The organism is Devosia sp. Root105 (genome assembly GCF_001424865.1).
In the GTDB taxonomy this organism is placed as follows: domain Bacteria; phylum Pseudomonadota; class Alphaproteobacteria; order Rhizobiales; family Devosiaceae; genus Devosia_A.
Genome location: NZ_LMCR01000016.1, coordinates 165,915 through 188,154, shown reverse-complemented (window position 1 = coordinate 188,154; position 22,240 = coordinate 165,915). Strand labels below are relative to the sequence as shown.

Genomic DNA, 22,240 nt, shown 5'->3' with positions numbered 1-22,240 from the left:
ATCGGCTCGAGCAATCTTGATGGAGATCCCCGACTATGCGAAGGGCGACCAGGAGCTTTGGACGCCCAAGCTGGTCAAGGATGCCTTGGTCGACGCCTTCCGCATGCTTCGGCGGACCGGGGGCAGGGTGGGGCCTGCCGCCGTTCGGGCGGCGTGGCCGGCCTATCGGATGGATCAGGCGGACTTCATGGAGCAGTCGATCGCCGGGACGCTGCGGGACCGCAGCAGCTCGCGGCCGGAGTATCGCACCCGCATGAACGTCACCCGCATGGAAATAGTCTTGTGCGGGTGGAAGGGCGAGGACGGGCGGGAGCATCCCGCTTGGTTCGTTGGGATCCCGGACTCGGACCTCCGCGAGAAGCTCGAGGCATGGGTGTTCGCGGAGCTGCGTGGCGACGCGACGACGGACCTCTGCATCCGGAAGGGGTGGGCGCTAGCTACTTTCAAGCGGCACCGGGACAGAGCAGCGGGGATAATTGCGCAATCCCTCAATACTGGACGTGTTGACGTCTGGTAATAAGGTCGCAAGTGGAGGGGGCAATGGCAAAAGATGTGCTTGAGAAGGAGCTGACCGTCTCAGGGAAGCTCGAGGAGAACGGTATTAAGGCCGGCACAAACAGCCGGTTCGCGGTTGCCATTGATCGGCTAGGGGGGAACGTCGCCGATTTCGTCAATTTGCTCTTCGAGCCAGGCAACCGAAAGAAGCGAGCAATTTCGGAGGCGGAGATTAAGGTAATCGAGGCCGCTGCAACTGCCGCGGCTAGGGCGGTGAAGGAAGATCCTCAGACAGCAGTTCGCGTAATCGCCGGCATGGTCGGGGCCGCCGCGAGAAAGCAGGAAAGTAAGGACGCCGTACTACAGGAAGCGCTGGAAGACTTGCGCAACGACGCGCCTACTGAAGCACAAGCCGCGAATGAGGAGCCGCTCAGCGAGGAGTTCTTATCTCGTTTCGAGCACTATGCTGAGGATGCGATAACGGATGAGCTGCGGAAACGCTGGGGCCGCGTCTTGGCTTCCGAGGTTCGCGCTCCGGGTACCTTCAGCCGCAAGGTGCTCAGAGTCGTCGACGAGCTGGATAGCGACACTGCTAAGGCATTCGAGGAACTATGTCGGCATCGCATAGACGATGTTGTTCCCCGAGCACTCAGTGGCAGATTGAGCTTCGGAGTGAGCGTCAGCTTGACGGGGGCCGACCTAATTGTAGACCCCACCGGCGGTCAGCGGCGGCTCTGCCGCAAGCAAGCTGATGGAACGGGGACGGAGATGTGGGTGTTCCGCTTCGGCGATAACGCCATCGCTATAGACGTCTCCACAAAGATTGAGCCCGAGTTCGACCTAGACTCAATAAAGCCCTTGATGAGCCTGGGGGATCCAGCGGAGCCAGCTCCCTCGATACCAACATACGTGCTGACCAGCACCGGAAGGGCGTTGGCCTCAATTCTCCCGGTCACAGAACAGACCGCCTTGCATGAATTTGCCCGAGCGGCCGCCAAGCAGATTGAGCCCAGTTGGGTTCGCGTTTATCAGTTGTCTGGTTCCGAGTTTGTGATGACGAGTCAGTTGGACGGGACCGCTGCGGCTCCTGACTCTGCCGCCACTTTGACACCGTGAGCCATTTCCCCCGATTTTGAGGGGGCAAATCGATACCGTGGGTCGCTGTGCCGGTAGTGCGTCCATCCACGCAGAGGCCTGCGTCTCAGCCCCGCCTTTTGCTTCGGCTTGAGTGAGAATAGGGGCTGCTGGATAGTGGGATGAAGCGGATGTCCGTCCATCCTGACGGTTCGATGTAGATTTTGTAGAGTTCGGCAGAGAGCGGGCCGCCCTTCGCCAGCACCTCGTTGCAGATGATCGCGGCGTCGTCGCGATTGACATAGCCGATGTGCCACTCCTGGGCCCTTCGACGGAACCAACCCGCCACTTCGGATACGCCAATCACTTTGATAGCGTTTGCGTCGGCCTTATTGGTTGGCTCTCGTTCAAGTCTGACAGTGTAGTGCCACCCGTTGCGCTCTGCTTTGCGCACTGCGAGCAGGAAGTTGGCGGGGCCGCTGCCGCAGAAGTTTAGGCCGGCCACTAGGCAGGCAACTGGAAATATCTGCACCCAGTCGCCTGTGGGGCGATGTCGATCAACGCCCACCTGTTCGGTTGCCATGCCCGTCCTCGCCAAGTCATGAAGCTTTGGGGCCCGCCGGTTCTCGTGAACGTCTATGGCGCCACTCACCGACGCGAAAGCCGACATAGGCGCCAAACGCCAATCCGAATGCCCAACCCCACACGCCGAAGCCTTGGCCGCCACTTGCAACACCGAAGTTGCGGATGAAGAACGCACCGATCAATGCGCCCGCGATCGCGCCGGTGGCCGACCACGCAAGGCGAGGCCGAGACTGATAGAAATTGAACATGGCCGTGCTCCCAAACCCTAGGCACGAAGCCTTCGCCCAGGCGCAGGCAAAGGGCAAGAGTGCGGCAGAGGCTTACACAGAGGCTGCCGCAGGCCCGTTCCCCAGACATGGATCGTCACCGACGGTCGCGATATGCGGTGGTCAGCCGATCCGTCCACTCGGGGCGCACCGCCCGATGGCGAACTCTAGGCGCTTCTCCGGTGTGCCCTGATCGCGGGTCATCGTGTTTACGCTGTCGACACAGGTATCGAACTCGGTGCGCTTCACTTGGATGCTGAGCGCTACCAAGACCAAGCCAACCAGTATGGCGCCCGCGATCCACTCCGAGCCCCTGTAGTCCATGTCAGTCCTTCCCAATCCCCGCCACGAGAGCTTCGCCCAGCACCTGGCGAAGAGCAAGACGGCTGACGAGGCATATGCACTGGCAGGGTTCAAGCCCAACCGGGGCAACGCTGCCACGCTTAAAGCAAAGCAAAGCATTCAAGATCGCGTGGCCGAGCTGCAGGCGAGGGGCGCCAAGAAGGTCGAGGTGACCCTCGACACCCTCGCCGCTGAACTCGATGAGGCCCGCGATGTGGCCAAGGGCGAGAAGCAGTCGAGCGCCATGGTGCAGGCCACCATGGGCAAGGCGAAGCTCTTCGGGCTGATCGTCGAGAAGCACCGCCACTCCGGCACCGTGCAGGTGGTGACCCTATCCGCCAAGGATCTGGACGGGCTGACCGACGATGAACTTGCCGCTCTTGAAGCAGCCTACCCAGTTCTCGAAAAGCTCGGGCTGGTCGGAGGCGCTGGAAGCGCAGCGCCAGAAGAGGCGGGTTGAGTCCGAGAAGGGCGGATGGGAAGCAGAGCGCCAGCGCTGCGCCGATGGCGTCGAGGGGCTGCTCCACTGGTTCGACAACTACGTCTGGACCTATGACCCGCGCCTGGTAGGCAAGCCCGGCGGGCCGTTCGTCCGCTTCAAGCTCTGGCCGAAGCAGCGGGACTTCATCCGCTGGCTCGAGGAGCGATATCAGGCCGGCGAGGAAGGCCTCGGCGAGAAGAGCCGCGACGTCGGGGTGACCTACCTCTGCGCGGGGTTCGCTCTGCATCACTGGCAGTTCATCGACGGCTTCAAGGCCACATTCGGCTCCCGCAAGGTCGACTATGTGGACAAGAAGGACAACCCGGACAGCATCTTCGCGAAGCTCCGCATCATGCTGCGGCGCCAGCCGCCGGAGCTGCTGCCGAAGGGGTTCAATTGGACCCAGCACGACAACTACATGCGCATCGTCAGTCCGGAGACCGGATCGGTCATCTCGGGTGAGGGTGGCGAGGACATGGGCCGCGGTGGCCGATCGTCGGTCTACTTCGTCGACGAGGCGGCCTTCGTGCCCAACGCCGAGACGGTCGAGAAGGCGCTGTCGGGCAACACCGACTGCGTGATCTGGGTCTCGTCGGTCAATGGCATGGGCAACCTGTTCGCCCGCAAGCGCCACTCGATCCTGAAGCCGCGCCAGATCTTCCGCCTTCACTGGCGGGATGATCCGCGGAAAACCGAGGCATGGGCGCAGGCGAAGGAAGCCAGCTTCTCGGACCCGACCACGTGGGCCAGTGAGTACGATATTGACTACACGGCCTCGGTGGAGGGCATTTGCATCCCCGCCCTGTGGGTGGAGAGCGCCAAGCGCCTGCGGGCTCTGGAGCCTCGCCTGAAGCCGTCGAACGACGGTGTGGTAGGGCTGGACGTCGGTGCCGGCAAGGCAAAGTCGGTGGCGGTGCCTCGCCGTGGCGCGGTTGTCGAGAAGCCGCAGTCGCGCCGCGATCCAGACACTACCGAGACCGCATACTGGGGGCTGGGCATTGCCGCCGAGGCATCAGCGGACCGACTGAACTTCGACGCCCCTGGTGTGGGCGCAGGCGTCTCGTCGACGTTGATGCACAATCCGGCCGAGGGCTTGGTGGTGGTGCCGGTGAACACCGGCCTGCCGCCGCCTGAGGACCGCATCTGGCCCGACGGCCGCACATCCGAGGAGATGTTTGGCAACCTGAAGGCCGAGATCTGGTGGCTCTGCCGCACCGCACTGCAGAGGTCGCACGAGCACGTGCGGTTCCTCGAGGGCAAGGAAGGCGGCAAGGAGCACTCGGTCACTGACCTGCTGGCGCTGCCCAGCGGCGACAAGGAGAGCGACGAGCTCTGCCTGCAGCTGTCGCTGGTGAAGTGGGGTCGAAACGAGAAGGGCAAGATCGTCATCGAGCGCAAAGAGGCGCTCGCTAGGCGCGGGATCTCTTCGCCGGACTATGCCGATGCCCTGATGCTGACCTTCGTCGACCCGCCGGCCGCCCCTGCGGTGGCCATGTTCCTGACCTCGAGGCACCGATGAACGCGCTGACCGTGATGGCCAACGCCGCGATGCGGCGGCTCGACGTGATGTTTCCGGGCTTCTTCGCCCTGGCGAAGCACAACCACTATGCGGACTTCGGCTATCCGACCACGCTGTCATTCCAGCAACTCTATGACATGTACCTGCGCAACGGGATCGCGCATGCCGGGGTGGAAAAGACCATCCTGAAGACCTGGCAGGACATGCCCTTCCTCCTCGAAAAGGAGCGCGACGGGTCCGAGGGCGCGGAAACGAAAGAGACGAAGCTTGAGGGTGAGATCCGGCAGCGCTTCGATGATCTCAGAGTCTGGCAGCATCTCGCCGAGGCCGATCGCCGCTCGCTGGTCGGCGCCTACGCGGGCGTGATCCTGCGCTTTGCAGACAGTCGGCGCTTTCAGGAGCCCGTTCAGCGGGTGCCTGGCGGGCTGCTCGGTATCGTCGAGCTCATTCCCGCATGGGAGGGGCAGCTGACCGTGTCCGAATGGGACATGGACGAGTTGTCGGAGAATTACGGGCAGCCGAGGATGTTCGCCTTCAACGAGGCCAACGTGGCCACGGGGAAGACCAACCACCGGCAGTTCAACATCCACCCCGATCGAGTGATCGTCTGGTCCAAGGATGGCACGGTGCACGGCCGCTCGATGCTGGAGCCCGGTTACAACGACCTGATGACGCTGGAGAAGATCAGCGGCGCCGGTGGAGAGGGGTTCTGGAAGAACGCCAAGTCTGCCCCCGTGTTCGAGGTCGACAAAGAAGCCAAGATCGCCGAGATGGCCAAGGCCATGGGCATCCAGCCGAACGAACTCGCCGACAAGATGAATGAGCAGGTCGACGACTGGCAGAAGGGCTTCGACAAGCTGCTGATGGTGCAGGGCATGCAGGCGAAGACCCTCGGCGTCACGCTGCCCAGCCCGGAGCACTTCTTCGCCATCGCGCTGCAGTCATTCGCCGCCTCGATCCCCATCCCGCTCAAGATCCTCGTCGGGTCTCAGACAGGGGAGCGCGCCAGCACCGAGGACGCCGCGGAGTGGGCGCAGACCAACAATTCGCGCCGCAACAATGTTGTGGTGCCGAACATCACCACGTTCGTCCAGCGCCTTGAGCGCGTGGGCATCCTTCCGGCGAAAGACTGGTTCGTCGACTGGACCGACCTCACCGAGAGCTCGATGGCTGAGAAGGTCGATCGGGCGGTGAAGATGGCCGACACGAACCAGAAGATGAAGGACAGCGGCGAGATCGTGTTCACGCACGAAGAAATCCGCGCCGTTGTCGATCTCGAACCGCTGTCGCCCGCCGAAGCGGCGCTCGAGGATCGGTCCGAGGACGACGAAGAGGCCGCCCTTGCTACGACTTCTTCTCCGCCTCAGCCAGAAGCGTGAGTTCGCGCTTCCCGATGAGGCGACCTGAGGCGTCGCGGATATCCGAGACCCGCTCATCACTGTGCTCGAAGTCGTCGATCGCTTTCAAGCACTTGGTGGCGGTCTCGAACTCAGCGGTCTTGGGGTGAACCCCGGCGATGCGGTTGAGCGGCTGGTAGACGAACGAAAATGGCACTGACGTCCTCCTCGGGCGCGATCCTCTGAAAGGCAACCCTGATGTCCAAGACCGTCCGCGTCAATGTGCGCGCGGTCGCGAACGTGGCCGCCGTGCGCAAAGAGAAGCGCAACGGCCGCGACGTCGTGATCGTGCCGTCGGCGACCATGCCCGATGACATCATCATGAACGGGAGCCAGGGCAAGGTCCTGTATCCCGCTGATGAGATCGCCAAGTCGTTCAAGCAGCTCGAGCGCACGCCGGCGCCGCTCGGTCACCCGATGATCAACGGCAAGTTCGTGTCCGCGCGGGATCCCGAGGGCATCAACATCGGGCACATCGGTGCGTGGAACGAGAACGTCCGCCAGGAGGGCGGCCGCGTCCTGCTCGATAAGGTGATCGACGTCGAAGTGGCGAACCGCTCCGAGGGCGGCAAGGCCGTGCTGGCGGCGATCGACGCCGGCGGCCCCATCCACACTTCGACCGGCCTGTTGGCCCACCTTGAGGACGTCACCAACTCGACCAGCCATCAGCGCGTCGCCCGCGCAATGGTGTTCGATCATGACGCCATCCTCCTGAACGAGGAAGGCGCGGCCACGCCGGAGCAGGGCGTCGGCATGCTGGTCAACGCCCAGGGCGAGACCGAAGAAATCGAGGTCATCAACTCCTCGCTGGAGGGGATGGACCAGGAGATCGACTGGGCGGGCACCCGCCTCATCGAAGCTGTCAGGCGGAAGGCGGATGCGTCCAAGTGGCAGGAATTGAAGGACAGCATCCTGAAAGCGCTCGGACTGGATTTCACCGAGCGGGAACCAACCACCAATCGAAAGGAAGCACCCATGGAGACCATCTCCAAGGAGCAGTTCGATGCGCTTTCCAAGAAGGTCGACACCCTCTCGGAAGGCCTCGGCAGGATTGGCGATACCGTCGGTACCGCAGTCGCCAATGCCATGAAGCCCCTGGTCGATGCCCAGAACTCGGTCATCGCCAACCAGAAGGCCAAGGACGACGAGGAGCTGAAGGGTCTTCGCGAGAAGATCGTCAAGGCCAACCTCCTCGACGAGGCCTCGGCCGGCGAGCTGACGCTCAACGCCGCCCGGGCCCTCGCGAAGCAGGCGGAGCCCGGCAAGGCTGCCACGCTGAATGGTGCCTTCAAGGGCCCGACGCAGCCGGCGGCCTTCAAGCTCCCGAAGGCGGAGGCTTAAGCCCATGGCCCGCTTCAACAAGATCTTCCTTGGTCCCGTGACCAAGGTGAAGCCCGACGTCCGCGAGCTCATCGCGAACGCTGCGCTGAAGCCCGGCCGCCTGGCCGTCATCAGCTCGGGCAAGTGGGTGCTTGCCGGCGCCACCACCGTCGGCAAGGTCTGGATCGTCCAGGACAACTACCTCGCTCTGAAGAGCGTGGATGATGACTGGGCGGCCGACTCCACTGCGATCGGCATCGAGATGCAGGACGACGAGCTCTACGCCGCGCGCGTGGCGAACGGCGTCAACGTCTCGGCCATTGGCACCCCGCTGACCCCCGGCGCCAATGGCACGCTGGCCATTGCCTCCACCTCGGACCTCGTCGTCGCCTATGCCGACGAAGTCTACAACAACAACTCCGGCTCCGAGCAGCTCGTCCGTGTCCGCGCAGCGGGCTCGCAGAGCTACCTGTCGGCCGCGTCGTAAGGAGAAAGCGACATGCGCTATTTCGACGAACAGCTCGTCGCGAACTCCCGGCCGCATCAGGCCTGGTGGAACGAGCTCTCGGTGTCCCGCGAGTGGTGGCACCAGGTCGAGGAGCAGATGGCCTCGGTGGCAAACGCCGCTGCCATCCTGCCCCGCGATGCCTGGATGGACCTCGACGGCATTACCCGCCGGGTGATGCGCAACGACGAGGGCCAGGTCTACATGGCCGACCTGATGCCGCTGGCTAAGCCGGTGCATATCGGCAAGCTGGTGCACATGACCCGCGTCTCCGGCGATGCCGGTACCGTTGTCCGCTCGATGAGCGGTCAGGTGCCGGTTGGCCTCGACAAGGTCACCTATGACTATCGTGGCGTGCCGGTGCCGATCTTCGCGACCGCCTATGGCCGTGAATGGCGCGAGTGGAACACCCTGCAGTCCGAGAACTTCGATGCTCTCGCCGACGATCAGGAAGCCCACACCGCCAAGATCCGGCGCAACATGGCCCAGTACGCGCTCGACGGCGACGCCGGCATCGTGTTCCAGGGCTATGCCGCGTCCGGCATCCGCACCTCGTCGCTGTCCAAGGTCATCAACCTCGGCTCGGCCGGCGGCGGCGCCAACATCGATCTGACCGCTTCCGGCACGACCTCGGACGCGATCGACGCCTTCTTCACCCAGACCCTGGGTGCGATGCTCGACGCGAACCTGATCACCGGCAAGGTCAACATCTATGTCTCGCCGGAGATCGGACGGAACCTCGACCGCTCCTACTCGGGCTCCTCGGGCTTCAAGGGCGGCACTCTGCTGCAGTACCTGCTGACCAACCGTCGCATCAACAAGATCGCGGTGACCTATGAGCTGACGGGCAACGCGTTCTTCGGCTTCGTGCCGAACAGCGACTACATCCGCCCGCTCATCGGCATGGCGGTCAACACGACGGCGATGACCCGCCTCAACCCGACGGACAACTACCAGTTCCTCGTCATGGGCGCGCTGGGCATGGAGATCCGCGCCGACATCAACGGCAAGGCCGGCGTCTTCTACACCACCGACCTGGACTGATGGATCTCTGAGACGGACCGGCTTCGGCCGGCCCGTTCGGTGAGACCGTCCCCCAACCATAGGAGCGCCTGATGCGCATCAAGATCACGAAGCCCGGCATCTACAATGCCAAGGGCGAGGAAATCCGTGTCGGTACCGAACTCGATGTGAAGGGCGAGCCGACGGGCTGGGCCGGCCGCTACGAGGTGATCAGCGGCTCGACCGACGACAAGGAGCCCATCACCGCCGAGCGCGACGAGCTGAAGAAGCAGGCCAACGAGCTCGGGATCGAGTTCCCCCGGAACATCACGACCGAAAAGCTCAAGGAGCTGATCGACGCGAAGCTGGCCGCCTGACGATGTACGGCTCGCTGGCAGGCTGGCGCGCATACGCCGCGGCGCGGGGCGATAACGCTCCCACTGCGGCAAACGACGGGACGGCCACGGCCGCGCTCGTTCGTGGCTCTGACATGATCCGGTTGCGGTATGTCGCCAACCTGCTGCCGGGCTACGGCGTAGATTTCGTTCCCGCGGGCTCCGACCTCCCGCTGGTAGAGGAGGGGGCATACATCGCGGCCTCGCTCGAGCTCGCTAACCCCGGCTTCTTCTCGAAGACTTACACGGCTGCCGAGCAGAAGGTTCTGACCGAGGTGAAGGGCATCAAGTGGACGGTCACCGGGGAGGCCGCCGGCACCTACTCCGCCATGCCGGTAAGCACGCTCATCGAGGCGCTGTTCGCGCCGTACATCTTCGACCGCGACGCTGCCGGCTTCATGTTCCAGGCGCTCGGCTCAAATGCCTGAGGACTGGAACGCCATCGCGGCCGAGGTTGACGCCGCGCTGAAGTCGGTCGCCGACGTCAGCCAGACAGGCGGGTATCCGGCCACGCTGCAGATGCCGCCTTCGGGCGGTCCGGCCAACCCATGGGATCCGCCGGCAGGGTCACCGACCTATGCCACCGTCTTCGTGGTCGAGGGCGTTCGTGAGATCCGGGATGCTGCCGGCACGACCGTGTTGCAGACACAGCGCACGCTGCTAGTGAGCGCCATCGGCGCCGTGCCTGCCAAGGGTCAGCAGATCGCTGTGGGCGTGGCCGAGGCGGACGTCATCGAGTCCACGGTCTGGAACGAGATAGCCGAGGTGCGTCCGGTCAGCCCGGCCGGGACAGTTGTGCTTTACGAGGTCGCCTTGGTCGTCTAGTTGAGGGAAGCCGGTGGACCAGCGGCCTCTGTAAGGCGTGCTAGTCGATTTGCGCGTTTTCCGCGCATTTTCGCCAGGAAGCGTCGGATTTCATCGAAGGTCGTCTTAGTCTCGAGCAACCGCTTGAACAATTCGATTGCTCTCGGCTCACTATCAATATCGACAAGCACGGCAACGAGATAGTTGGTTAAGACGGCACCGGAGTGCCCCGCCGAAAGGCCGTCGCGGTGTGAAGCGCAACAGGCTTCGAGCAAGTTAAGAATGTCGGCGAACGAGCTTTCCTGGTCTTTGGCAGTTTGAGCCTCACCGAACGCGCGCCACGCTTCAGAAAACGCGCTCGTCGCCGACAGCATCATTGACGCGGCGGTAGCGCGCCTGGCCAGGCTAGTCTGGTATGCCGAATAGAGTACCGCCGCGACCGCCAGCGGTAGCGATACAGCGGTGGCAATCCATGAAACCTCTTCGAGTGTCACGGTTCTTTGGGTTTCTCATCGGCTGGGCGCTTAGCGCTATCGTCCCCTCCGACGATGATGCGTCCCAATCGGTCGCGATTGTGTCCCGTAGTCTGCTCTCTAATTTCCAAGAGCTCTTTCAGCTTTTTGTCATCCATCGGCGCACCCCCCGTTTCTTACTGTCCGATCACCAAAGTTGCGCCAAATGTAGACTGGAATCAACATGCTCAAGCGCCTTTCCCAGCACGAGCGCCTGGTGCTGCTGATCGCCGAGTTCGAGCCGAAATTCCGAGAGGCGTTCTTCGCTGTCATTGCAGAGATCAAGTCGTCGATCACTCTGCGGGTGCTGGTCGAGCGGCTCGAGCGGAATGACATCCTCGGCGCTGTAGATGCCCTGCAGATCGAGCCCGAGGCCTTCGCCAGGGTCGAGGTCGCCATTGCCGAGGCCTACAACGGCGGCGGCATGGCGATGGCCGAAAGCCTGCTGCTGCGCGACCCACAGGGGCACCGCATCGCCTTTCGCTTCGGGGTGCGCAATCCAGAGGCCGAGGCGTGGCTCAGAACCCACTCCGCGGCTCTAGTGACGCATATCGTCGAGGATCAACGGGACGGTATCCGCCAGGCGCTGGCCGAGGGATTGGCGCAGGGCAACAACCCGCGCGTGACCGCCCTCGGTGTGGTGGGACGGATCAACCGAGTCAGCGGCAAGCGGGAAGGCGGGATCATCGGCCTCACCTCGCCGCAGGAACGGTTCGTTGCCGCCGCTCGTGCCGAGCTGCTCTCGGGCGATCCGGCGCAGCTCCGCAACTACCTGACCCGAGAGCGTCGCGACAAGCGGTTCGACGGGGCCGTAAGGCGCGCCATTTCATCAGAGAAGCCCGTGGGCGGGCAAACGGTGGTCCGGATGGTCGGCAGGTACGCCGACCGTCTCCTGGCCCTCAGGGGCGAGCTGCTGGCGAGGACCGAGACGATGTTCGCTTTAGGGCAGAGCAGGGACGATGCGATGCGGCAGGCAATCCGGGCCGGCAAGGTTTCGGCGGACCTGGTGACCAAGCACTGGCGCTCGGCCGGCGATAGCCGGGTGCGGCATACCCATCGAGTCCTCAACGGCAACTCGGTCGGTTTCTATGAGGCCTTCCAGTCGCCCTCTGGCGTGCAGTTGCGCTTCCCCGGTGATCCTCAGGCGCCGATCTCGGAGACCAGCGGCTGCCGGTGCAGCGTCGAGTACAAGGTCGACTACGCCGGGCAACTGCTCCGGCGCCTGGCCGCATGACCAGCTTCTCAGCCGTGGTCGGCGAATGGGCTCATGATGTTCAAGGCGCCCTCGAAGCCGTCTTCAAGGTATCCGTTCAAGAGCTTGTCTCGCAACTGAATTCGTTGGTGCCGGTGGATACCGGCTTCCTCCGGGCATCGTTGCGGGCTTCCACCTCGGCGATGCCGGTCCTGAGCCTCGATAACCCTGGCGGAGCGCACTCGCCGGACGCCGGCACCATCGAACTGGTGATCGTAGGCGCCGACCTCGGGGACACGATCTATCTCGGTTACACGGCCAAGTATGGCGCGCATGTCCACTACGGGGCGAACGGCCGCCCCGGGCGCCCATGGGTCGACATGGTGGCGCAGCGCTGGGCCTCGATCGTGGCGGCTAAGTCGGCAGAGGTGAAGGGCAGGCTGGGGCTTTAGCGGCAGTCGAAGCGGCCGTCGACCGCGTTGCTCTTGATGTTCTGGTTGTAGAACCGCCCCTTGGAGTCCGCACCGAGCCAGGCGGCGACGGTGCCCGGGTCGACGTTGCAGTATTGGTAGAAGGTCTCTCTCAGCAGCACGATGACACGGCTCTCCGCGGCATCGTAGCAGATGCGATGAACGAAGCTCGAAACGGTCTCAGTGCAACGGAATTGCTGGAGATCGACACTCCCGATGAACTTGGCGTCGACGCTCCTCGCGATTGCGGGTGACGCGAGCATGACAATAGCGGCGGCGACAAGTCGTCTGAACATCTGAGAGCCCTCGGCGGGCGGAGTTATCAGAATGGCCACCACGGCGGAAGTAGCCATCATGGAGGCGCTGTTCGGGCACCTCGCAACGCTCGCTCTGGTCCCGGTCCATACGATCGCCTGGCCGAACGTGCCGTTCACGCCGCCCGGCAACCAGCGCTATCTGCGGGTGCAGTTCGTGCCGAATGTGGCCAACCGGCTGTTGATCTCGAGCGATGGTCCGCACCAGTTGCTCGGGCTGCTGCAAGTCTCGATCTACGACACGAAGGGGCAGGGCGAGGGACGGGCGCGAGAGACGGCCGGCCTGGTGGCCGCGCATTTCCCCCCCGACTTCAAGATCCACAACGCACCGGTGACGGTGCGCATCACGAAACGCCCGGACGTGGCTGACTTGATCGTCGAGGACGCCGCTATCCAGATCCCGGTGATGATCAGTTGGGAGTGCTGGGCCTAGTGGAGCGTAACGCCTTCAGGTCTCTTTGAAGCTTCCAGCCGGATCAGCTCAACAACCACGTCCAGCGGTTCGATGCCGAGCTGTTCGGCCAACTCCTCGATTTTCTTCATCGTCTCCTGGTGGATGATCGCGACCAGGCGTGTGTCGTCGCCATCAGGCGGGGTTTTCTGGGACATGGCGCGGGCCTTTGTTCAACTGCAACGAACGTTCAACCTGCTCAACGGGTTGGCGTTCCCAAACTCATGGAGGCCCACATGGGCACGCTCTACCCGGTCGCGGGCTGCAAGTACTATATCGGGCCAGCCATCGAGCTTCCCGACGACGACATCACCGAGGCCACATTCACGGGCATCGCGTGGACGCAGGTCAAAAGCTGGCTCGAGGCGGGTAACCTCGGCGACGCCGCGGCGCTGATCACCACCCCGGTGATCGATCGCAGTCGCGACATCAAGCAGAAGGGCACGCGCAACGCTCCCTCCCGCCAGGACAACTTCGGCGTCGTTCCCAGCGACCCGGGCCAGATGGCCATGATCGCTGCCGAGCAGACGGACTACAACTACCCGATCCGCTGCGTGCTCAATGATGAGCCGGTAGTCCGCACCTTCGCGGTGACGATCTCCAATGCGTCTCCGGCCGTGGTGACCAAGGTCGACCACGGGCTCCCCGTCAACACGGCCGTGAAGTTCGCTACGATGGGCTCACTCCCTACCGGACTGACGGCGGGCACTACCTATTACGTGAAGACGGCGGACGACGACACGTTCACCCTGTCGGCGACGCCAGGCGGCACGGCGATCAACACCTCCGGCGCCGGCTCGGGCACCCATACGGCAACCACTGTGCCGTCGCCCTCCGAACGGCTGTTCATCGGCCTGGTCACTGCGGCGACCGAGGCCTTCGGCGGGCCGAACAACGTCCGTCAGCTTCAGTGCACCGTCGAGGTCAACACCAACACCGTTCGCCTTCCGGCGCTCGGGTAAGGAGCAACCATGTCAAACCCCACTCTCGGCGCCGGAAACGTCACCATCACCCTGTCGGGGGAAGAGGTCGTCCTGCGTCCCAACCTCCGGGCAGCGCAGACCATCTCCCGACAGGCAGGCGGCATCGTCGCCGCCATCCAGGCGGTTGGGAAGTTCGACTTCGATGTGATCGCCGGCGTCGTTGCTCTGGGGCTCGGCAAGACCCGGAACGAGGATATCCAACTCGTTGCAGAGCAGGTCTACGAGACCGGTCTGACCGACCTGGTGCCACCGGTGACCACGTACCTCACCAACCTCGCGAACGGCGGGCGGCCGGCGGCCGGTGACAAAAACCCTCAGTAGGCGGTCCGCTCATTGAGTTGACCGACTACTACGACGAGCTCGCCGAGGTCGCTCTCGGCTGGCTCGGGTGGACTGAGGCCGAGGCCTTAGCTGCCGACGTCAATGCCATTGTCGTGGCCCACCGGGGCAGGGTGGCCATGCTCGGCGCCGTCTTCGGCAGCAGCGACGGCGCCACCCAATCCGATCAGCATGTTCGATCCGAACGAGAGATGACCCCCGCGCTCTATGACGCGGTCTTCGGGTAGCGGGAGCATTCATGACCACTGCTCATCTCGGGTTGGCAGTCGACTCCAGTCCTGTCGTTGCCGCTACGCCGGCTCTGCAGAAGATGACCGCGGCGGCAAATGCCGCCGAGGGGGCCGCTGAGAAGCTGACCCGCTCGACGGGCGGTACCTCCGCGACCATGCAGAAGATGGTCGTCGTGCTCGAGAGCCTTGAGCGCGATCTGACCGTGCTCACACACCACGTCGTGAGTGCGGAGAAGGCATTTGACGGTCTCGGTGGCGCTGCGTCGCGCTCCTCGTCCCTGATGAACAACGCTCTGATGATGCGCCGGAACCTCATGTTCCAAATGGCCGACATCGGTCAGGGCGTGCCGCTGCTCTTCCAGTCGCCCGGCTATGGCTTGATCAACCTCGCCAACCAGATGACGCAGGTGGGGCAGGCTTACTACGGCAATGGTGGCATGGGCGCCGCCTTGAAGGATATGGGCGGCATGCTTGGTGGCGCCGCTTCCCGCCTTGCCCCAGTCGCCGCAGTTGTCGCGGTGCTGACCACAGGCTTCGCGGCGATGACCACCGAAATCAACCGCACCGCTGAGCAGCAGGTTCAGCTCGGCGACGTGCTGCTCGCGACGTGGCAGCTTGGCGCTCGGGCGATCACTGGTGCCATGGAGCCCGTTGTCAGTTGGCTCGGGAACCTTTGGGACCAGATCTCGCCCGGCATCAACTTCGCGATGAACGCCCTCATCGGGGCGTTCGACCTCGGCTTCCGTAACGTCGGGACGATCTGGAGCATGCTGCCCAATGCCCTCGGTGATGTCGCCTTCCAGGCCGCGCAGGGGACGATCTCGGGTATCGAGTATCTGATCAACGAGTCCCTGAAGCTCCTGAACAGCTTCATCGTCGAGGCGAACAAGCTGCTCCCCGAGGGCTTCAAGATTGGAGAACTCGGCAAGGTAGACCTCGGCGATCTGAAGAACCCGTTTGCCGGCAAGGACAAGGGTCTTTCCGACCAACTGGGGCAGAACGCTGCCGACGTGCGGTCAAAGACCATGGCGGGCGGCTACACCGCCGATATCGGCGCGCAGGCGCAGAAGAACGCCCGGGCTCGCGAGCTCGAGGAGATCGGCGAGGCCGCAACCAAGGCCGCCGAGGGCCTGAACGTCTTCGATCAGATGATGCGCGATGTTCAGCCTCTCCTTGAGGGGGCGAACGATCCGCTCGTCGAACTGCAGTCCAACATGGACAAGCTCGGGGCGCTGCTCGCCGCTGGTGAGATCAGCTGGGCGCAGTACGGCGAGGCCGCCTCCCGGGCCAGCATGAACGCGGCCGCGGGCATCTTCGACTCCGTCAGCCAGATCACCGGCGTGCTGGCGGGGGCGTTCGAGGACAACAAGGCCATCCAGGCGGCAAATATCGTCGTCGATACTGCCGCTGGCGTGATGAAGGCGTGGAGCCAGGGCGGCATGTTCGCTGCTCCCATGGCGCTGGCCATTGGTGCGGCTGGCGCCGTTCAGTTGGCGAGCGTCCTGAGCGCTAAGCCGGGTTCGGCGCGCGTCGCAGGCTCGTCCGGTGGCGGGGGTGCAGCTGCGCAACCTGCAGCTCCCGTGGCGCCTGCAGCGGTCAACGACACATCGACCAGCATCATCGTTTACGGAGACTCGATCGGCCGCCGCTGCATTGAGGGACTGATCAAGCGGATCAACGACCTTCAGCGGGACGGTGGGGGCAAGCTCAACCTGGAGTTCCGCTGATGGCCGGCGTCATTGTTGCGAGCGGCGCCTATGCGCTCTCGCCGGCAGAGCAGGTGTCGGCGAAGCGTCCGATCATCGGGTGGAAAAACTATCTCACCGCAGAGAACGTCACCGCGACGTCGGAGACAACCGAGGATCCCGCGACCAATCTGGGAAATCCTTCGACCAGCTGGCGATGGACGAGCGCGGTCACCACCCTGCAGTACCTGACCTCGCTGTTCGGCCAGGTGCGGGACGTTGATTGGGCGGGGGTGTGCCGCCACAACTGGGCATCGGCCATTATCGAGACCACTCTGCAAGGGCTTCCTCCCGGCGGCGATGCCAACGACAACGCCGACTGGGTCGACCTCATTGAGACGCACCTCCTAAACGACGACGGCGTCCGCATGTGGCGCTTCACCAAGACACAGTTGATCGGGTTCCGGTGGAAGCTCGATCCCTTCTCGACCGCGCCCTACGCGGCCGTCGCGCGCTGTGGCGAACTCACGGTGCTTCAGGGCATCCCTCCGGAGCACACGCCCATCAAGTTCGGGGACGAGACCGAACAGCGGGATGTCGGCAATCAGGGTGGTGACCATCTGGGGATCGCCATCATCAGCCGTGCCCGCTCTGGGAACATCGTTCAGCAGAACGTCCGCGGGGACTGGTACCGGAGCACTCTAGAGGAGTTCCGCCGTGGCTTCCGCGACGGCGACACCTTCTTCTTCTCCTGGTCTCCCCAACGGTACCCCGACGAGGTCGGCTATTGCTGGCGCGGCGGCGATGCCACGCCGCGGATCGTGCAGACCACCGGCCAGGTCAACATCACCTTTCCGATCAAAGCAGTTGCGCTCTGATGGCTGACTTTCCCGTCACCTACCTTGAGATCGATCTGCCGCGGTGCACCCGCACCTTCGGCGTTGCGCCGTGCGCGGCCACACTGAGCGGACCGAACCCGACGGGCACGATCAAGTGCTTCAACACGCTCGGCACGTGCCAGGACACTGCAAACTTCGCCTCGAGCGTCGTCACGCTGCGTTTCACCAAGGCAACCGAGACTCGCGCCCTCGACATTGCGGCGCTGCCCTACCTGCAGACCGTAGAATACTCGCCGGCCGTCATTCCTCTGGGTGAGCCGAGCCTCGGTCAGCGGCCCTCTATCGAAGCGCACCTCGTCAACGAGGCGTGGCCGGACACCGGGCCGCTGGGGGACAAGTACCGGTCGGAGCGACCGTGGGACGCCTGGCAACAGGGGACCTTCGCCGGAAAGCTGCTAGCCCGCTACAAGTCATTGCGCGGCTTCGCCATGCGCCTCATCAGCGGGCAGGCAGATCAGGCCCTCGAGGACATGGAGGTTCGGCACTTCGTCGTCGAAAGCCATGAACCGCCGACCCTCGAGGGCAATTGGTCTGTCATCGGCAAGGATCCGCTGAAGCTGGCCGACGCCGATCGGGCGCAGGCGCCGAAGTTCACGCCGGGCAAGCTCGTCGCCGACATCCTCGCTGCCGCCGGTACAGCAACGCTTGCCCCTGCCGGCGTCGGCAACGAGCACTATCCCGCGTCGGGCTGGATCAATATCGGCGGCGACGAGATCGTCGCGTTCACCCGCTCGGGCGACACGCTGACCCTGACGCAGCGAGGCGCGTTCGAGACCGAGGCTCAGGACCACAGAGCCGGCGCCCGGTGCCAGCTGTGCCTCTACTTCGACTCGGTCGACCCTGCAGAGGTGCTGCAGACCCTGTTCGTCGATTATGCCGGCATCCCGTCTGGCTACATCCCGATCGCGGACTGGCTTGCCGAAACCGATGCCTACTGGGGGCGGGTGGTCGACCGGTTGATCCCGGAACCGACGGCGGTCAACCGACTGTCAGGCGAGATCATCGAGCAGTGTGGGCTCGCGGGCCCGTGGTGGGACGAGCTCGAGGGGAATTTGCGTCTGCAGGTACTGCGGAACATCGCAACGGACGCGCAGCGCTTCGACACGCTGGTGAACGTCGTCGAGGGATCGGTCGCAGTCGAGCCGCGCCCGGAGCGTCGTCTCAGCCGCGTGCAGGTCTATTTCGGCCTCAAGAACCCGCTCCTCGATACCGAGGACTCGAATAGTTATCTCTCCTCGGTCGAGATTGAGGACGCCGACGCCGAAGAGCTGTACGGGGGCCCTGCTATCAAGCAGGTCTTCTCCCCATGGATTGCCACCGGCGGCGAGGCGACAGCGCTGAAGTGCGCGGCCAAATTGCTGGGCAGGTATGTGCACCCGCCGCGCCATGTCAGCTATGCCACCTACCGTTGGCTGGGTCCGAAGCCGACGTTGGGGCAGGGCGCACAGCTGATCGCGCACATGGAGGATGCTCCCGGTGCCCGGGAGGTCGTGCCGATCCAGAACAACCGCGTCTCGTTCGATGATGCGGTCTTCATGGTCGAAGCCGACGAGATGAGCTTCGAGCCGAAGTATGACACCGGCGGCGAAGACATCCCGACGGTTACCTACTCGGCCAACCAGAACAACCGAAACCTCAAGGACGACTTCGAGAACCTGTATCCGCTGGCCACGCATGGCGACACGGTCAATTTCATCGTCAATGCCGGGGTGATCATCGGCTCGACCTCGACGTCGGTGGCGGCGATGATCGTGGGGAACTGGCCGACGCTGTCGATCACCGGCAACCGCACCAGCGGCAGCCCGACCCTGACCGGCATCGCCGACACCACAGGGCTCGCCATTGGGCAGCGGGTGTTCGGCACCGGCATCCCGGCCGGCGCCAAGATCCTGTCGATCGTGCCGAACACCTCGATCACGCTCACGGCCAACGCCTCTTCAGGCACGAACACCAGTACCGCTCTGACCATCCATAGCGTCATCATCAACTTGGCGTTGCGCGGCCGCATACAGGGCAAGGGCGGCAACGGCGGGCAGGGTGCCGACACGTTTGATGCCGGCGACGACGGCTTGCCTGGCGGCATGGGCGGGCCGGCGTTCCTGGCCACTTACAGCATCAACGTCGATCTCTCCACGGGCGATGCAGAGATCTGGGGCGGTGGTGGCGGCGGTGGCGGCGCCGCGGTTGGGTATTCGAACTTCGGCAATGGTGGTGGTGGCGGTGCCGGTAGCAATCCCGGCAGTGGCGGTCCAATCGGAAACACAGGCGGCGTTCCAGCCAGCCCAGGCAGCCCTGGCACCAGCGAGGCCGGGGGGCAAGGCGGCCATGCTGACTATGGTGGTATCGGCGAAGAAATCTGGGACGGCGGCGATGGTGGTGGGCCCGGATTGGTGGGCGCAACAGGTGGCGGCTATGGCGGCGGTCGTGATGGCGGCGCCGGTGGCGCGGCTGGCGGCGCAATCAGCGGCGTGAGCTTCGTCGACAAGACGGGCTCGGGAGATATCCGCGGAACGGAGACGGGATGATGCACCTCGTCATCTGGAGCTCGTTTCGCTCTGGCTCGCATATGCTCCGGTCGATGCTGGCCGGCGATCCGCGCTTGGTGGATAGCGGCGAGTACATGGAACAGCCGGGGCGGTTGCGCGCCTTTCTCGACCAGCAGGCCGTGGCGAACCCCGGCAAGGTGGTGCTGAGCAATCCCAAATGGGGGTTCGGTGCCCTGCCGGTCTCCCCGCGCACCCGGGTGCTGCAGGATGCCGGCGCCAGGGTATTGCTGCTGCATCGCCGCGACCTGCTGGCGCAACAGGCGTCGTGGGCGCTGGCGACCAAAACCGGCGCCTTCCGCGGTACGGTGGCGCCGGCTGGCACCCCTGTGACGCTCGACCCCGACCGCGCCGGCCGCGCGATGTTCAACCATGCGCTGCAGCTCGAGCAACTGCGCATCGCGCTCGCCGACTTGCCGCACGTCGAGCTCGCCTATGAGGATATCAGCCGCGCCAGCGTCTCGGCAGCGCTCTCGGCTCTCGGTCTCGACCTGATGGTCACCGAACCGACCACCCAGAAGAGCGCCCCGCGCCTTGCCGACTTTGTGACCAACCTCTCGGAGCTGATCTGATGGTGCTTGCACGCTTCGAACGCGACTTCACTGACGACGCCGGCAATCTGTTGACCGGGAACATCTCGGTCGAGGTGCGCCGGGAAACCGGTGGCCTGGTGCCCGTCTATTCGGATAGGGCCGGAGCCAGCGCGCTGGGCAACCCGTTCGTGAACTCGGGCGGGTCGGTCGCCTTCCACTGCGTCGGTGGGGCCTACAAGATCACGGTCACGCAGGGCGGCTTCGAGCGAATCCTCCGGTACGTGGGCATCGGCACGAAGCAGGAGCAGGACACAGGGCAGGACTTCGCGGGCTACGGCATGCAGTGGGAGAGCGGCACCACGGCGCCGCCCTCGGCCGGCTGCGTGCGGGCCAACAATGCCGATCTCTCACTGGCGACGAAACTCTATGTCTCCGAAGTGACCCTTGCCGGCTCTGACATCGCTGCTCGCCTGCAGGAGATGGATTCAACCGGCAAGAGCCAGCAGAACGGCATCATCCTGACGCAGCAGCCTGCTGGCGACACTGTGAGCTGGAAGGTCTCCACCGTCGTCGATCAGTCCGGTTACAAGGAAATCAACGTCAACACCCACGCCGGCGAGACGACGCTGAATGTCGCCTCGATCAGCCTGCTACGCAGCACCACCGGCGGCGATGGCGTCGACGGCGCCAGCATGCTGACCCGGGTTCGGGTGGTCGACACGACCGACAGTGATCCGGCCACCTCTGGATACAGCAATGGTTCGTCGGTGGACGCGGTCTCCCTGGTTACCGGCGATCTCGTATTGCGAGCGGCCGCGGGGCATCCGGAGCGGAATGGCGTATGGCTTGCTCCTGCAACGGGTGGGGCATCCCGCGACACTTCATTCGACACCTACAATGAGCACCCGGGCGCCTACTTCTCGGTGATGGAGGGGACGGCGAAGGCCGACACGCTCTGGCGCTGCACGTCCAACAAGGGCGGCACGCTGGGGGTGACGGCTATCACGTTGACTGAGTTCACGGGAGGACTGAGCGGCCTTGGCTCCGCTGATAACACCGTGCCCCGTACCGACGGAACCGGTGGCGCCGCCCTGCAGCCGTCTGCGCTGGTGGTCGATGACAACGCTGACGCTTCCGGCCTTCGGAACGTTGAGCAAATCAGCACCGACGCGGGCGCGACGGAGGGACCGACACTCAGTCTCTACCGAAACAGCGCCTCACCCGCCGCGGCGGACGGGATGGGCGAACTGCAGTTCAATGGCAAGGATTCAGGGGGCAACAAGACCCTGTATGCGCTGCTCCGCAGCATTCTCGATGATCCGGCCAACGGTAGCGAGGACGCATCGGTCAGTTTACGTGCCCTTGTCGCCGGCTCCATGGTTGAGCACCTCCTCATCGGTGGCGGTGTCGTTGGCGTTCCGAGGGGGCAACTGAAGTTCCCGTCGACGGCCGTTCCCTCGTCAGACGCAAACACGCTTGACGACTACGAAGAGGGCGCGTGGACACCCGGCCTTGCCTTTGGTGGGTCGGCCACAGGCGTGACGTTCGCATCTCGAGGCGGTACCTACATAAAGATCGGCCGCATCGTGATGGTGCAATTCAACTTCACGCTCAGCAACAATGGATCTGGAGCGGGGGGCGCGTCACTCACTGGGTTACCTTTTACCAGCGAGGGAGCCTCGTTTGGTCAGATGCAGGTATCGCAATGGAGTGCGCTATCAGGCGTCGTCGGCAACCCAACGCTGACCGTGTCCCCATCTACGACCGAAGCCGTCATCAATATGTCGGGCGCAACTGCATCGGTCCAGATGACCGATACGAACATTCCTAATACGGGCGTGATGATCGGCGGCGGAGCCTACTTCGCCGCCGCCTAGGAACGTTGCTCCCTCATTTCGCATCCC

28 protein-coding genes are annotated in these 22,240 nt (G+C 64.0%); 22 read left to right on the top strand and 6 right to left on the bottom strand.

Annotation, left to right across the window (positions count from 1 at the left end):
- The first annotated feature begins 19 nt into the window (after positions 1 to 19).
- Together ASC68_RS16950 and ASC68_RS16945 are read left to right on the top strand one after the other, a co-directional pair.
- Complete coding sequence (locus tag ASC68_RS16950; protein ID WP_055881761.1) at positions 20 to 517, top strand: hypothetical protein; 498 nt, start codon at positions 20 to 22, stop codon at positions 515 to 517.
- A gap of 23 nt (positions 518 to 540) precedes the next feature.
- The gene (locus ASC68_RS16945; RefSeq protein ID WP_055881759.1) at positions 541 to 1,611 is read left to right on the top strand and encodes a DUF2806 domain-containing protein; all 1,071 of its coding nucleotides are present in this window, start codon (positions 541 to 543) and stop codon (positions 1,609 to 1,611) included.
- An 85-nt stretch (positions 1,612 to 1,696) separates the two neighbouring features.
- Here ASC68_RS16945 and ASC68_RS16940 read toward each other — a convergent pair whose 3' ends face one another.
- Both ASC68_RS16940 and ASC68_RS29000 read right to left on the bottom strand, forming a co-directional pair.
- Complete coding sequence (locus ASC68_RS16940; RefSeq protein ID WP_197421268.1) at positions 1,697 to 2,152, bottom strand: HIRAN domain-containing protein; 456 nt, start codon at positions 2,150 to 2,152, stop codon at positions 1,697 to 1,699.
- Between the two features lie 16 nt (positions 2,153 to 2,168).
- Positions 2,169 to 2,402 carry a hypothetical protein gene (locus ASC68_RS29000; protein WP_197421266.1) on the bottom strand — a complete coding sequence of 78 codons (234 nt, stop codon included), beginning with the start codon at positions 2,400 to 2,402 and terminating at the stop codon, positions 2,169 to 2,171.
- A 340-nt stretch (positions 2,403 to 2,742) separates the two neighbouring features.
- Between ASC68_RS29000 and ASC68_RS16930 the strand changes: the two genes are divergently transcribed.
- Genes ASC68_RS16930 through ASC68_RS16920 form a run of 3 tightly spaced genes read left to right on the top strand, consistent with a single transcriptional unit; the run spans position 2,743 to position 6,141 of the window.
- Positions 2,743 to 3,222, top strand: a complete 480-nt coding sequence (locus tag ASC68_RS16930; protein ID WP_055881753.1) for a hypothetical protein — start codon at positions 2,743 to 2,745, stop codon at positions 3,220 to 3,222.
- Positions 3,128 to 4,762, top strand: a complete 1,635-nt coding sequence (locus ASC68_RS16925; protein WP_156387363.1) for a hypothetical protein — start codon at positions 3,128 to 3,130, stop codon at positions 4,760 to 4,762. The genes ASC68_RS16930 and ASC68_RS16925 overlap by 95 nt, the downstream gene beginning before the upstream one ends.
- Complete coding sequence (locus ASC68_RS16920) at positions 4,759 to 6,141, top strand: phage portal protein (protein WP_055881751.1); 1,383 nt, start codon at positions 4,759 to 4,761, stop codon at positions 6,139 to 6,141. Before ASC68_RS16925 ends, ASC68_RS16920 begins: the two co-directional genes overlap by 4 nt.
- Here ASC68_RS16920 and ASC68_RS16915 read toward each other — a convergent pair.
- Positions 6,107 to 6,316, bottom strand: coding sequence for a hypothetical protein (locus ASC68_RS16915; RefSeq protein WP_055881748.1), 210 nt, complete (start codon positions 6,314 to 6,316; stop codon positions 6,107 to 6,109). The genes ASC68_RS16920 and ASC68_RS16915 overlap by 35 nt on opposite strands.
- Positions 6,317 to 6,357: 41 nt before the next feature.
- Between ASC68_RS16915 and ASC68_RS16910 the strand changes: the two genes are divergently transcribed.
- The 6 genes from ASC68_RS16910 to ASC68_RS16885 all read left to right on the top strand — a co-directional run bounded on the left by ASC68_RS16910 (position 6,358) and on the right by ASC68_RS16885 (position 10,206).
- Positions 6,358 to 7,500, top strand: a complete 1,143-nt coding sequence (locus ASC68_RS16910) for a hypothetical protein (protein ID WP_055881746.1) — start codon at positions 6,358 to 6,360, stop codon at positions 7,498 to 7,500.
- 4 nt (positions 7,501 to 7,504) lie between these two features.
- Positions 7,505 to 7,966, top strand: coding sequence for a hypothetical protein (locus ASC68_RS16905; RefSeq protein ID WP_055881744.1), 462 nt, complete (start codon positions 7,505 to 7,507; stop codon positions 7,964 to 7,966).
- A gap of 12 nt (positions 7,967 to 7,978) precedes the next feature.
- Positions 7,979 to 9,028, top strand: coding sequence for a major capsid protein (locus ASC68_RS16900; RefSeq protein ID WP_055881743.1), 1,050 nt, complete (start codon positions 7,979 to 7,981; stop codon positions 9,026 to 9,028).
- Positions 9,029 to 9,099: 71 nt separating this feature from the next.
- Positions 9,100 to 9,363 (top strand): hypothetical protein, encoded by a 264-nt coding sequence (locus ASC68_RS16895; protein ID WP_055881741.1) that lies wholly within the window; start codon positions 9,100 to 9,102, stop codon positions 9,361 to 9,363.
- A 113-nt stretch (positions 9,364 to 9,476) separates the two neighbouring features.
- A complete protein-coding gene (locus ASC68_RS16890) occupies positions 9,477 to 9,809 on the top strand; it encodes a hypothetical protein (protein WP_156387362.1) in 333 nt (110 codons plus the stop codon).
- Entirely contained in the window at positions 9,802 to 10,206 is a 405-nt protein-coding gene (locus tag ASC68_RS16885) for a hypothetical protein (protein ID WP_055881737.1), read from the top strand. The genes ASC68_RS16890 and ASC68_RS16885 overlap by 8 nt, the downstream gene beginning before the upstream one ends.
- Here ASC68_RS16885 and ASC68_RS16880 read toward each other — a convergent pair.
- Entirely contained in the window at positions 10,203 to 10,679 is a 477-nt protein-coding gene (locus ASC68_RS16880; protein ID WP_055881735.1) for a hypothetical protein, read from the bottom strand. The genes ASC68_RS16885 and ASC68_RS16880 overlap by 4 nt on opposite strands.
- A 202-nt stretch (positions 10,680 to 10,881) precedes the next feature.
- Between ASC68_RS16880 and ASC68_RS16875 the strand changes: the two genes are divergently transcribed.
- Together ASC68_RS16875 and ASC68_RS16870 are read left to right on the top strand one after the other, a co-directional pair.
- Positions 10,882 to 11,931, top strand: a complete 1,050-nt coding sequence (locus tag ASC68_RS16875; protein WP_055881733.1) for a head morphogenesis protein — start codon at positions 10,882 to 10,884, stop codon at positions 11,929 to 11,931.
- Entirely contained in the window at positions 11,928 to 12,341 is a 414-nt protein-coding gene (locus ASC68_RS16870) for a hypothetical protein (RefSeq protein WP_055881731.1), read from the top strand. Before ASC68_RS16875 ends, ASC68_RS16870 begins: the two co-directional genes overlap by 4 nt.
- On the opposite strand, the gene ASC68_RS16865 is transcribed toward ASC68_RS16870, so the two are convergent.
- Positions 12,338 to 12,655 carry a KTSC domain-containing protein gene (locus ASC68_RS16865; protein ID WP_055882540.1) on the bottom strand — a complete coding sequence of 106 codons (318 nt, stop codon included), beginning with the start codon at positions 12,653 to 12,655 and terminating at the stop codon, positions 12,338 to 12,340. The genes ASC68_RS16870 and ASC68_RS16865 overlap by 4 nt on opposite strands.
- Before the next feature lie 31 nt (positions 12,656 to 12,686).
- Here ASC68_RS16865 and ASC68_RS16860 point away from each other — a divergent pair, with 31 nt between their 5' ends.
- Positions 12,687 to 13,106: a phage tail terminator-like protein gene (locus ASC68_RS16860; protein ID WP_082528233.1), complete on the top strand. Its 420-nt coding sequence runs from the start codon at positions 12,687 to 12,689 to the stop codon at positions 13,104 to 13,106.
- On the opposite strand, the gene ASC68_RS16855 is transcribed toward ASC68_RS16860, so the two are convergent.
- Complete coding sequence (locus ASC68_RS16855) at positions 13,103 to 13,282, bottom strand: hypothetical protein (RefSeq protein ID WP_055881726.1); 180 nt, start codon at positions 13,280 to 13,282, stop codon at positions 13,103 to 13,105. The genes ASC68_RS16860 and ASC68_RS16855 overlap by 4 nt on opposite strands.
- A gap of 78 nt (positions 13,283 to 13,360) precedes the next feature.
- Between ASC68_RS16855 and ASC68_RS16850 the strand changes: the two genes are divergently transcribed.
- From ASC68_RS16850 to ASC68_RS16815, 8 genes are read left to right on the top strand one after another with little or no spacing between them, the layout of a single operon-like run.
- Positions 13,361 to 14,086 carry a hypothetical protein gene (locus tag ASC68_RS16850; RefSeq protein ID WP_055881723.1) on the top strand — a complete coding sequence of 242 codons (726 nt, stop codon included), beginning with the start codon at positions 13,361 to 13,363 and terminating at the stop codon, positions 14,084 to 14,086.
- Positions 14,087 to 14,095: 9 nt separating this feature from the next.
- Positions 14,096 to 14,428, top strand: coding sequence for a hypothetical protein (locus ASC68_RS16845; protein WP_055881721.1), 333 nt, complete (start codon positions 14,096 to 14,098; stop codon positions 14,426 to 14,428).
- A gap of 17 nt (positions 14,429 to 14,445) precedes the next feature.
- On the top strand, positions 14,446 to 14,673 hold the full coding sequence (locus ASC68_RS16840; RefSeq protein ID WP_055881719.1) for a hypothetical protein: 228 nt from the start codon (positions 14,446 to 14,448) through the stop codon (positions 14,671 to 14,673).
- 11 nt (positions 14,674 to 14,684) lie between these two features.
- Positions 14,685 to 16,403 carry a hypothetical protein gene (locus ASC68_RS16835; protein ID WP_156387360.1) on the top strand — a complete coding sequence of 573 codons (1,719 nt, stop codon included), beginning with the start codon at positions 14,685 to 14,687 and terminating at the stop codon, positions 16,401 to 16,403.
- On the top strand, positions 16,403 to 17,239 hold the full coding sequence (locus ASC68_RS16830; RefSeq protein ID WP_055881715.1) for a hypothetical protein: 837 nt from the start codon (positions 16,403 to 16,405) through the stop codon (positions 17,237 to 17,239). Before ASC68_RS16835 ends, ASC68_RS16830 begins: the two co-directional genes overlap by 1 nt.
- Entirely contained in the window at positions 17,239 to 19,785 is a 2,547-nt protein-coding gene (locus ASC68_RS16825) for a hypothetical protein (RefSeq protein ID WP_055881713.1), read from the top strand. The genes ASC68_RS16830 and ASC68_RS16825 overlap by 1 nt, the downstream gene beginning before the upstream one ends.
- On the top strand, positions 19,782 to 20,375 hold the full coding sequence (locus tag ASC68_RS16820; RefSeq protein WP_055881709.1) for a hypothetical protein: 594 nt from the start codon (positions 19,782 to 19,784) through the stop codon (positions 20,373 to 20,375). Before ASC68_RS16825 ends, ASC68_RS16820 begins: the two co-directional genes overlap by 4 nt.
- A complete protein-coding gene (locus tag ASC68_RS16815; RefSeq protein ID WP_055881706.1) occupies positions 20,375 to 22,213 on the top strand; it encodes a hypothetical protein in 1,839 nt (612 codons plus the stop codon). Before ASC68_RS16820 ends, ASC68_RS16815 begins: the two co-directional genes overlap by 1 nt.
- Positions 22,214 to 22,240 lie beyond the last annotated feature (27 nt).

What these genes read in the sequence shown, in the direction of transcription:
- ASC68_RS16950 (WP_055881761.1), top strand. Translation starts at nt 20, where the DNA reads ATGGAGATCCCCGACTATGCGAAGGGCGACCAGGAGCTTTGGACGCCC.
- ASC68_RS16945 (WP_055881759.1), top strand. Translation starts at nt 541, where the DNA reads ATGGCAAAAGATGTGCTTGAGAAGGAGCTGACCGTCTCAGGGAAGCTC.
- ASC68_RS16940 (WP_197421268.1), bottom strand. Translation starts at nt 2,152, where the DNA reads ATGGCAACCGAACAGGTGGGCGTTGATCGACATCGCCCCACAGGCGAC.
- ASC68_RS29000 (WP_197421266.1), bottom strand. Translation starts at nt 2,402, where the DNA reads ATGTTCAATTTCTATCAGTCTCGGCCTCGCCTTGCGTGGTCGGCCACC.
- ASC68_RS16930 (WP_055881753.1), top strand. Translation starts at nt 2,743, where the DNA reads ATGTCAGTCCTTCCCAATCCCCGCCACGAGAGCTTCGCCCAGCACCTG.
- ASC68_RS16925 (WP_156387363.1), top strand. Translation starts at nt 3,128, where the DNA reads ATGAACTTGCCGCTCTTGAAGCAGCCTACCCAGTTCTCGAAAAGCTCG.
- ASC68_RS16920 (WP_055881751.1), top strand. Translation starts at nt 4,759, where the DNA reads ATGAACGCGCTGACCGTGATGGCCAACGCCGCGATGCGGCGGCTCGAC.
- ASC68_RS16910 (WP_055881746.1), top strand. Translation starts at nt 6,358, where the DNA reads ATGTCCAAGACCGTCCGCGTCAATGTGCGCGCGGTCGCGAACGTGGCC.
- ASC68_RS16905 (WP_055881744.1), top strand. Translation starts at nt 7,505, where the DNA reads ATGGCCCGCTTCAACAAGATCTTCCTTGGTCCCGTGACCAAGGTGAAG.
- ASC68_RS16900 (WP_055881743.1), top strand. Translation starts at nt 7,979, where the DNA reads ATGCGCTATTTCGACGAACAGCTCGTCGCGAACTCCCGGCCGCATCAG.
- ASC68_RS16895 (WP_055881741.1), top strand. Translation starts at nt 9,100, where the DNA reads ATGCGCATCAAGATCACGAAGCCCGGCATCTACAATGCCAAGGGCGAG.
- ASC68_RS16890 (WP_156387362.1), top strand. Translation starts at nt 9,477, where the DNA reads ATGATCCGGTTGCGGTATGTCGCCAACCTGCTGCCGGGCTACGGCGTA.
- ASC68_RS16885 (WP_055881737.1), top strand. Translation starts at nt 9,802, where the DNA reads ATGCCTGAGGACTGGAACGCCATCGCGGCCGAGGTTGACGCCGCGCTG.
- ASC68_RS16875 (WP_055881733.1), top strand. Translation starts at nt 10,882, where the DNA reads ATGCTCAAGCGCCTTTCCCAGCACGAGCGCCTGGTGCTGCTGATCGCC.
- ASC68_RS16870 (WP_055881731.1), top strand. Translation starts at nt 11,928, where the DNA reads ATGACCAGCTTCTCAGCCGTGGTCGGCGAATGGGCTCATGATGTTCAA.
- ASC68_RS16865 (WP_055882540.1), bottom strand. Translation starts at nt 12,655, where the DNA reads ATGTTCAGACGACTTGTCGCCGCCGCTATTGTCATGCTCGCGTCACCC.
- ASC68_RS16860 (WP_082528233.1), top strand. Translation starts at nt 12,687, where the DNA reads ATGGCCACCACGGCGGAAGTAGCCATCATGGAGGCGCTGTTCGGGCAC.
- ASC68_RS16855 (WP_055881726.1), bottom strand. Translation starts at nt 13,282, where the DNA reads ATGTCCCAGAAAACCCCGCCTGATGGCGACGACACACGCCTGGTCGCG.
- ASC68_RS16850 (WP_055881723.1), top strand. Translation starts at nt 13,361, where the DNA reads ATGGGCACGCTCTACCCGGTCGCGGGCTGCAAGTACTATATCGGGCCA.
- ASC68_RS16845 (WP_055881721.1), top strand. Translation starts at nt 14,096, where the DNA reads ATGTCAAACCCCACTCTCGGCGCCGGAAACGTCACCATCACCCTGTCG.
- ASC68_RS16835 (WP_156387360.1), top strand. Translation starts at nt 14,685, where the DNA reads ATGACCACTGCTCATCTCGGGTTGGCAGTCGACTCCAGTCCTGTCGTT.
- ASC68_RS16830 (WP_055881715.1), top strand. Translation starts at nt 16,403, where the DNA reads ATGGCCGGCGTCATTGTTGCGAGCGGCGCCTATGCGCTCTCGCCGGCA.
- ASC68_RS16825 (WP_055881713.1), top strand. Translation starts at nt 17,239, where the DNA reads ATGGCTGACTTTCCCGTCACCTACCTTGAGATCGATCTGCCGCGGTGC.
- ASC68_RS16820 (WP_055881709.1), top strand. Translation starts at nt 19,782, where the DNA reads ATGATGCACCTCGTCATCTGGAGCTCGTTTCGCTCTGGCTCGCATATG.
- ASC68_RS16815 (WP_055881706.1), top strand. Translation starts at nt 20,375, where the DNA reads ATGGTGCTTGCACGCTTCGAACGCGACTTCACTGACGACGCCGGCAAT.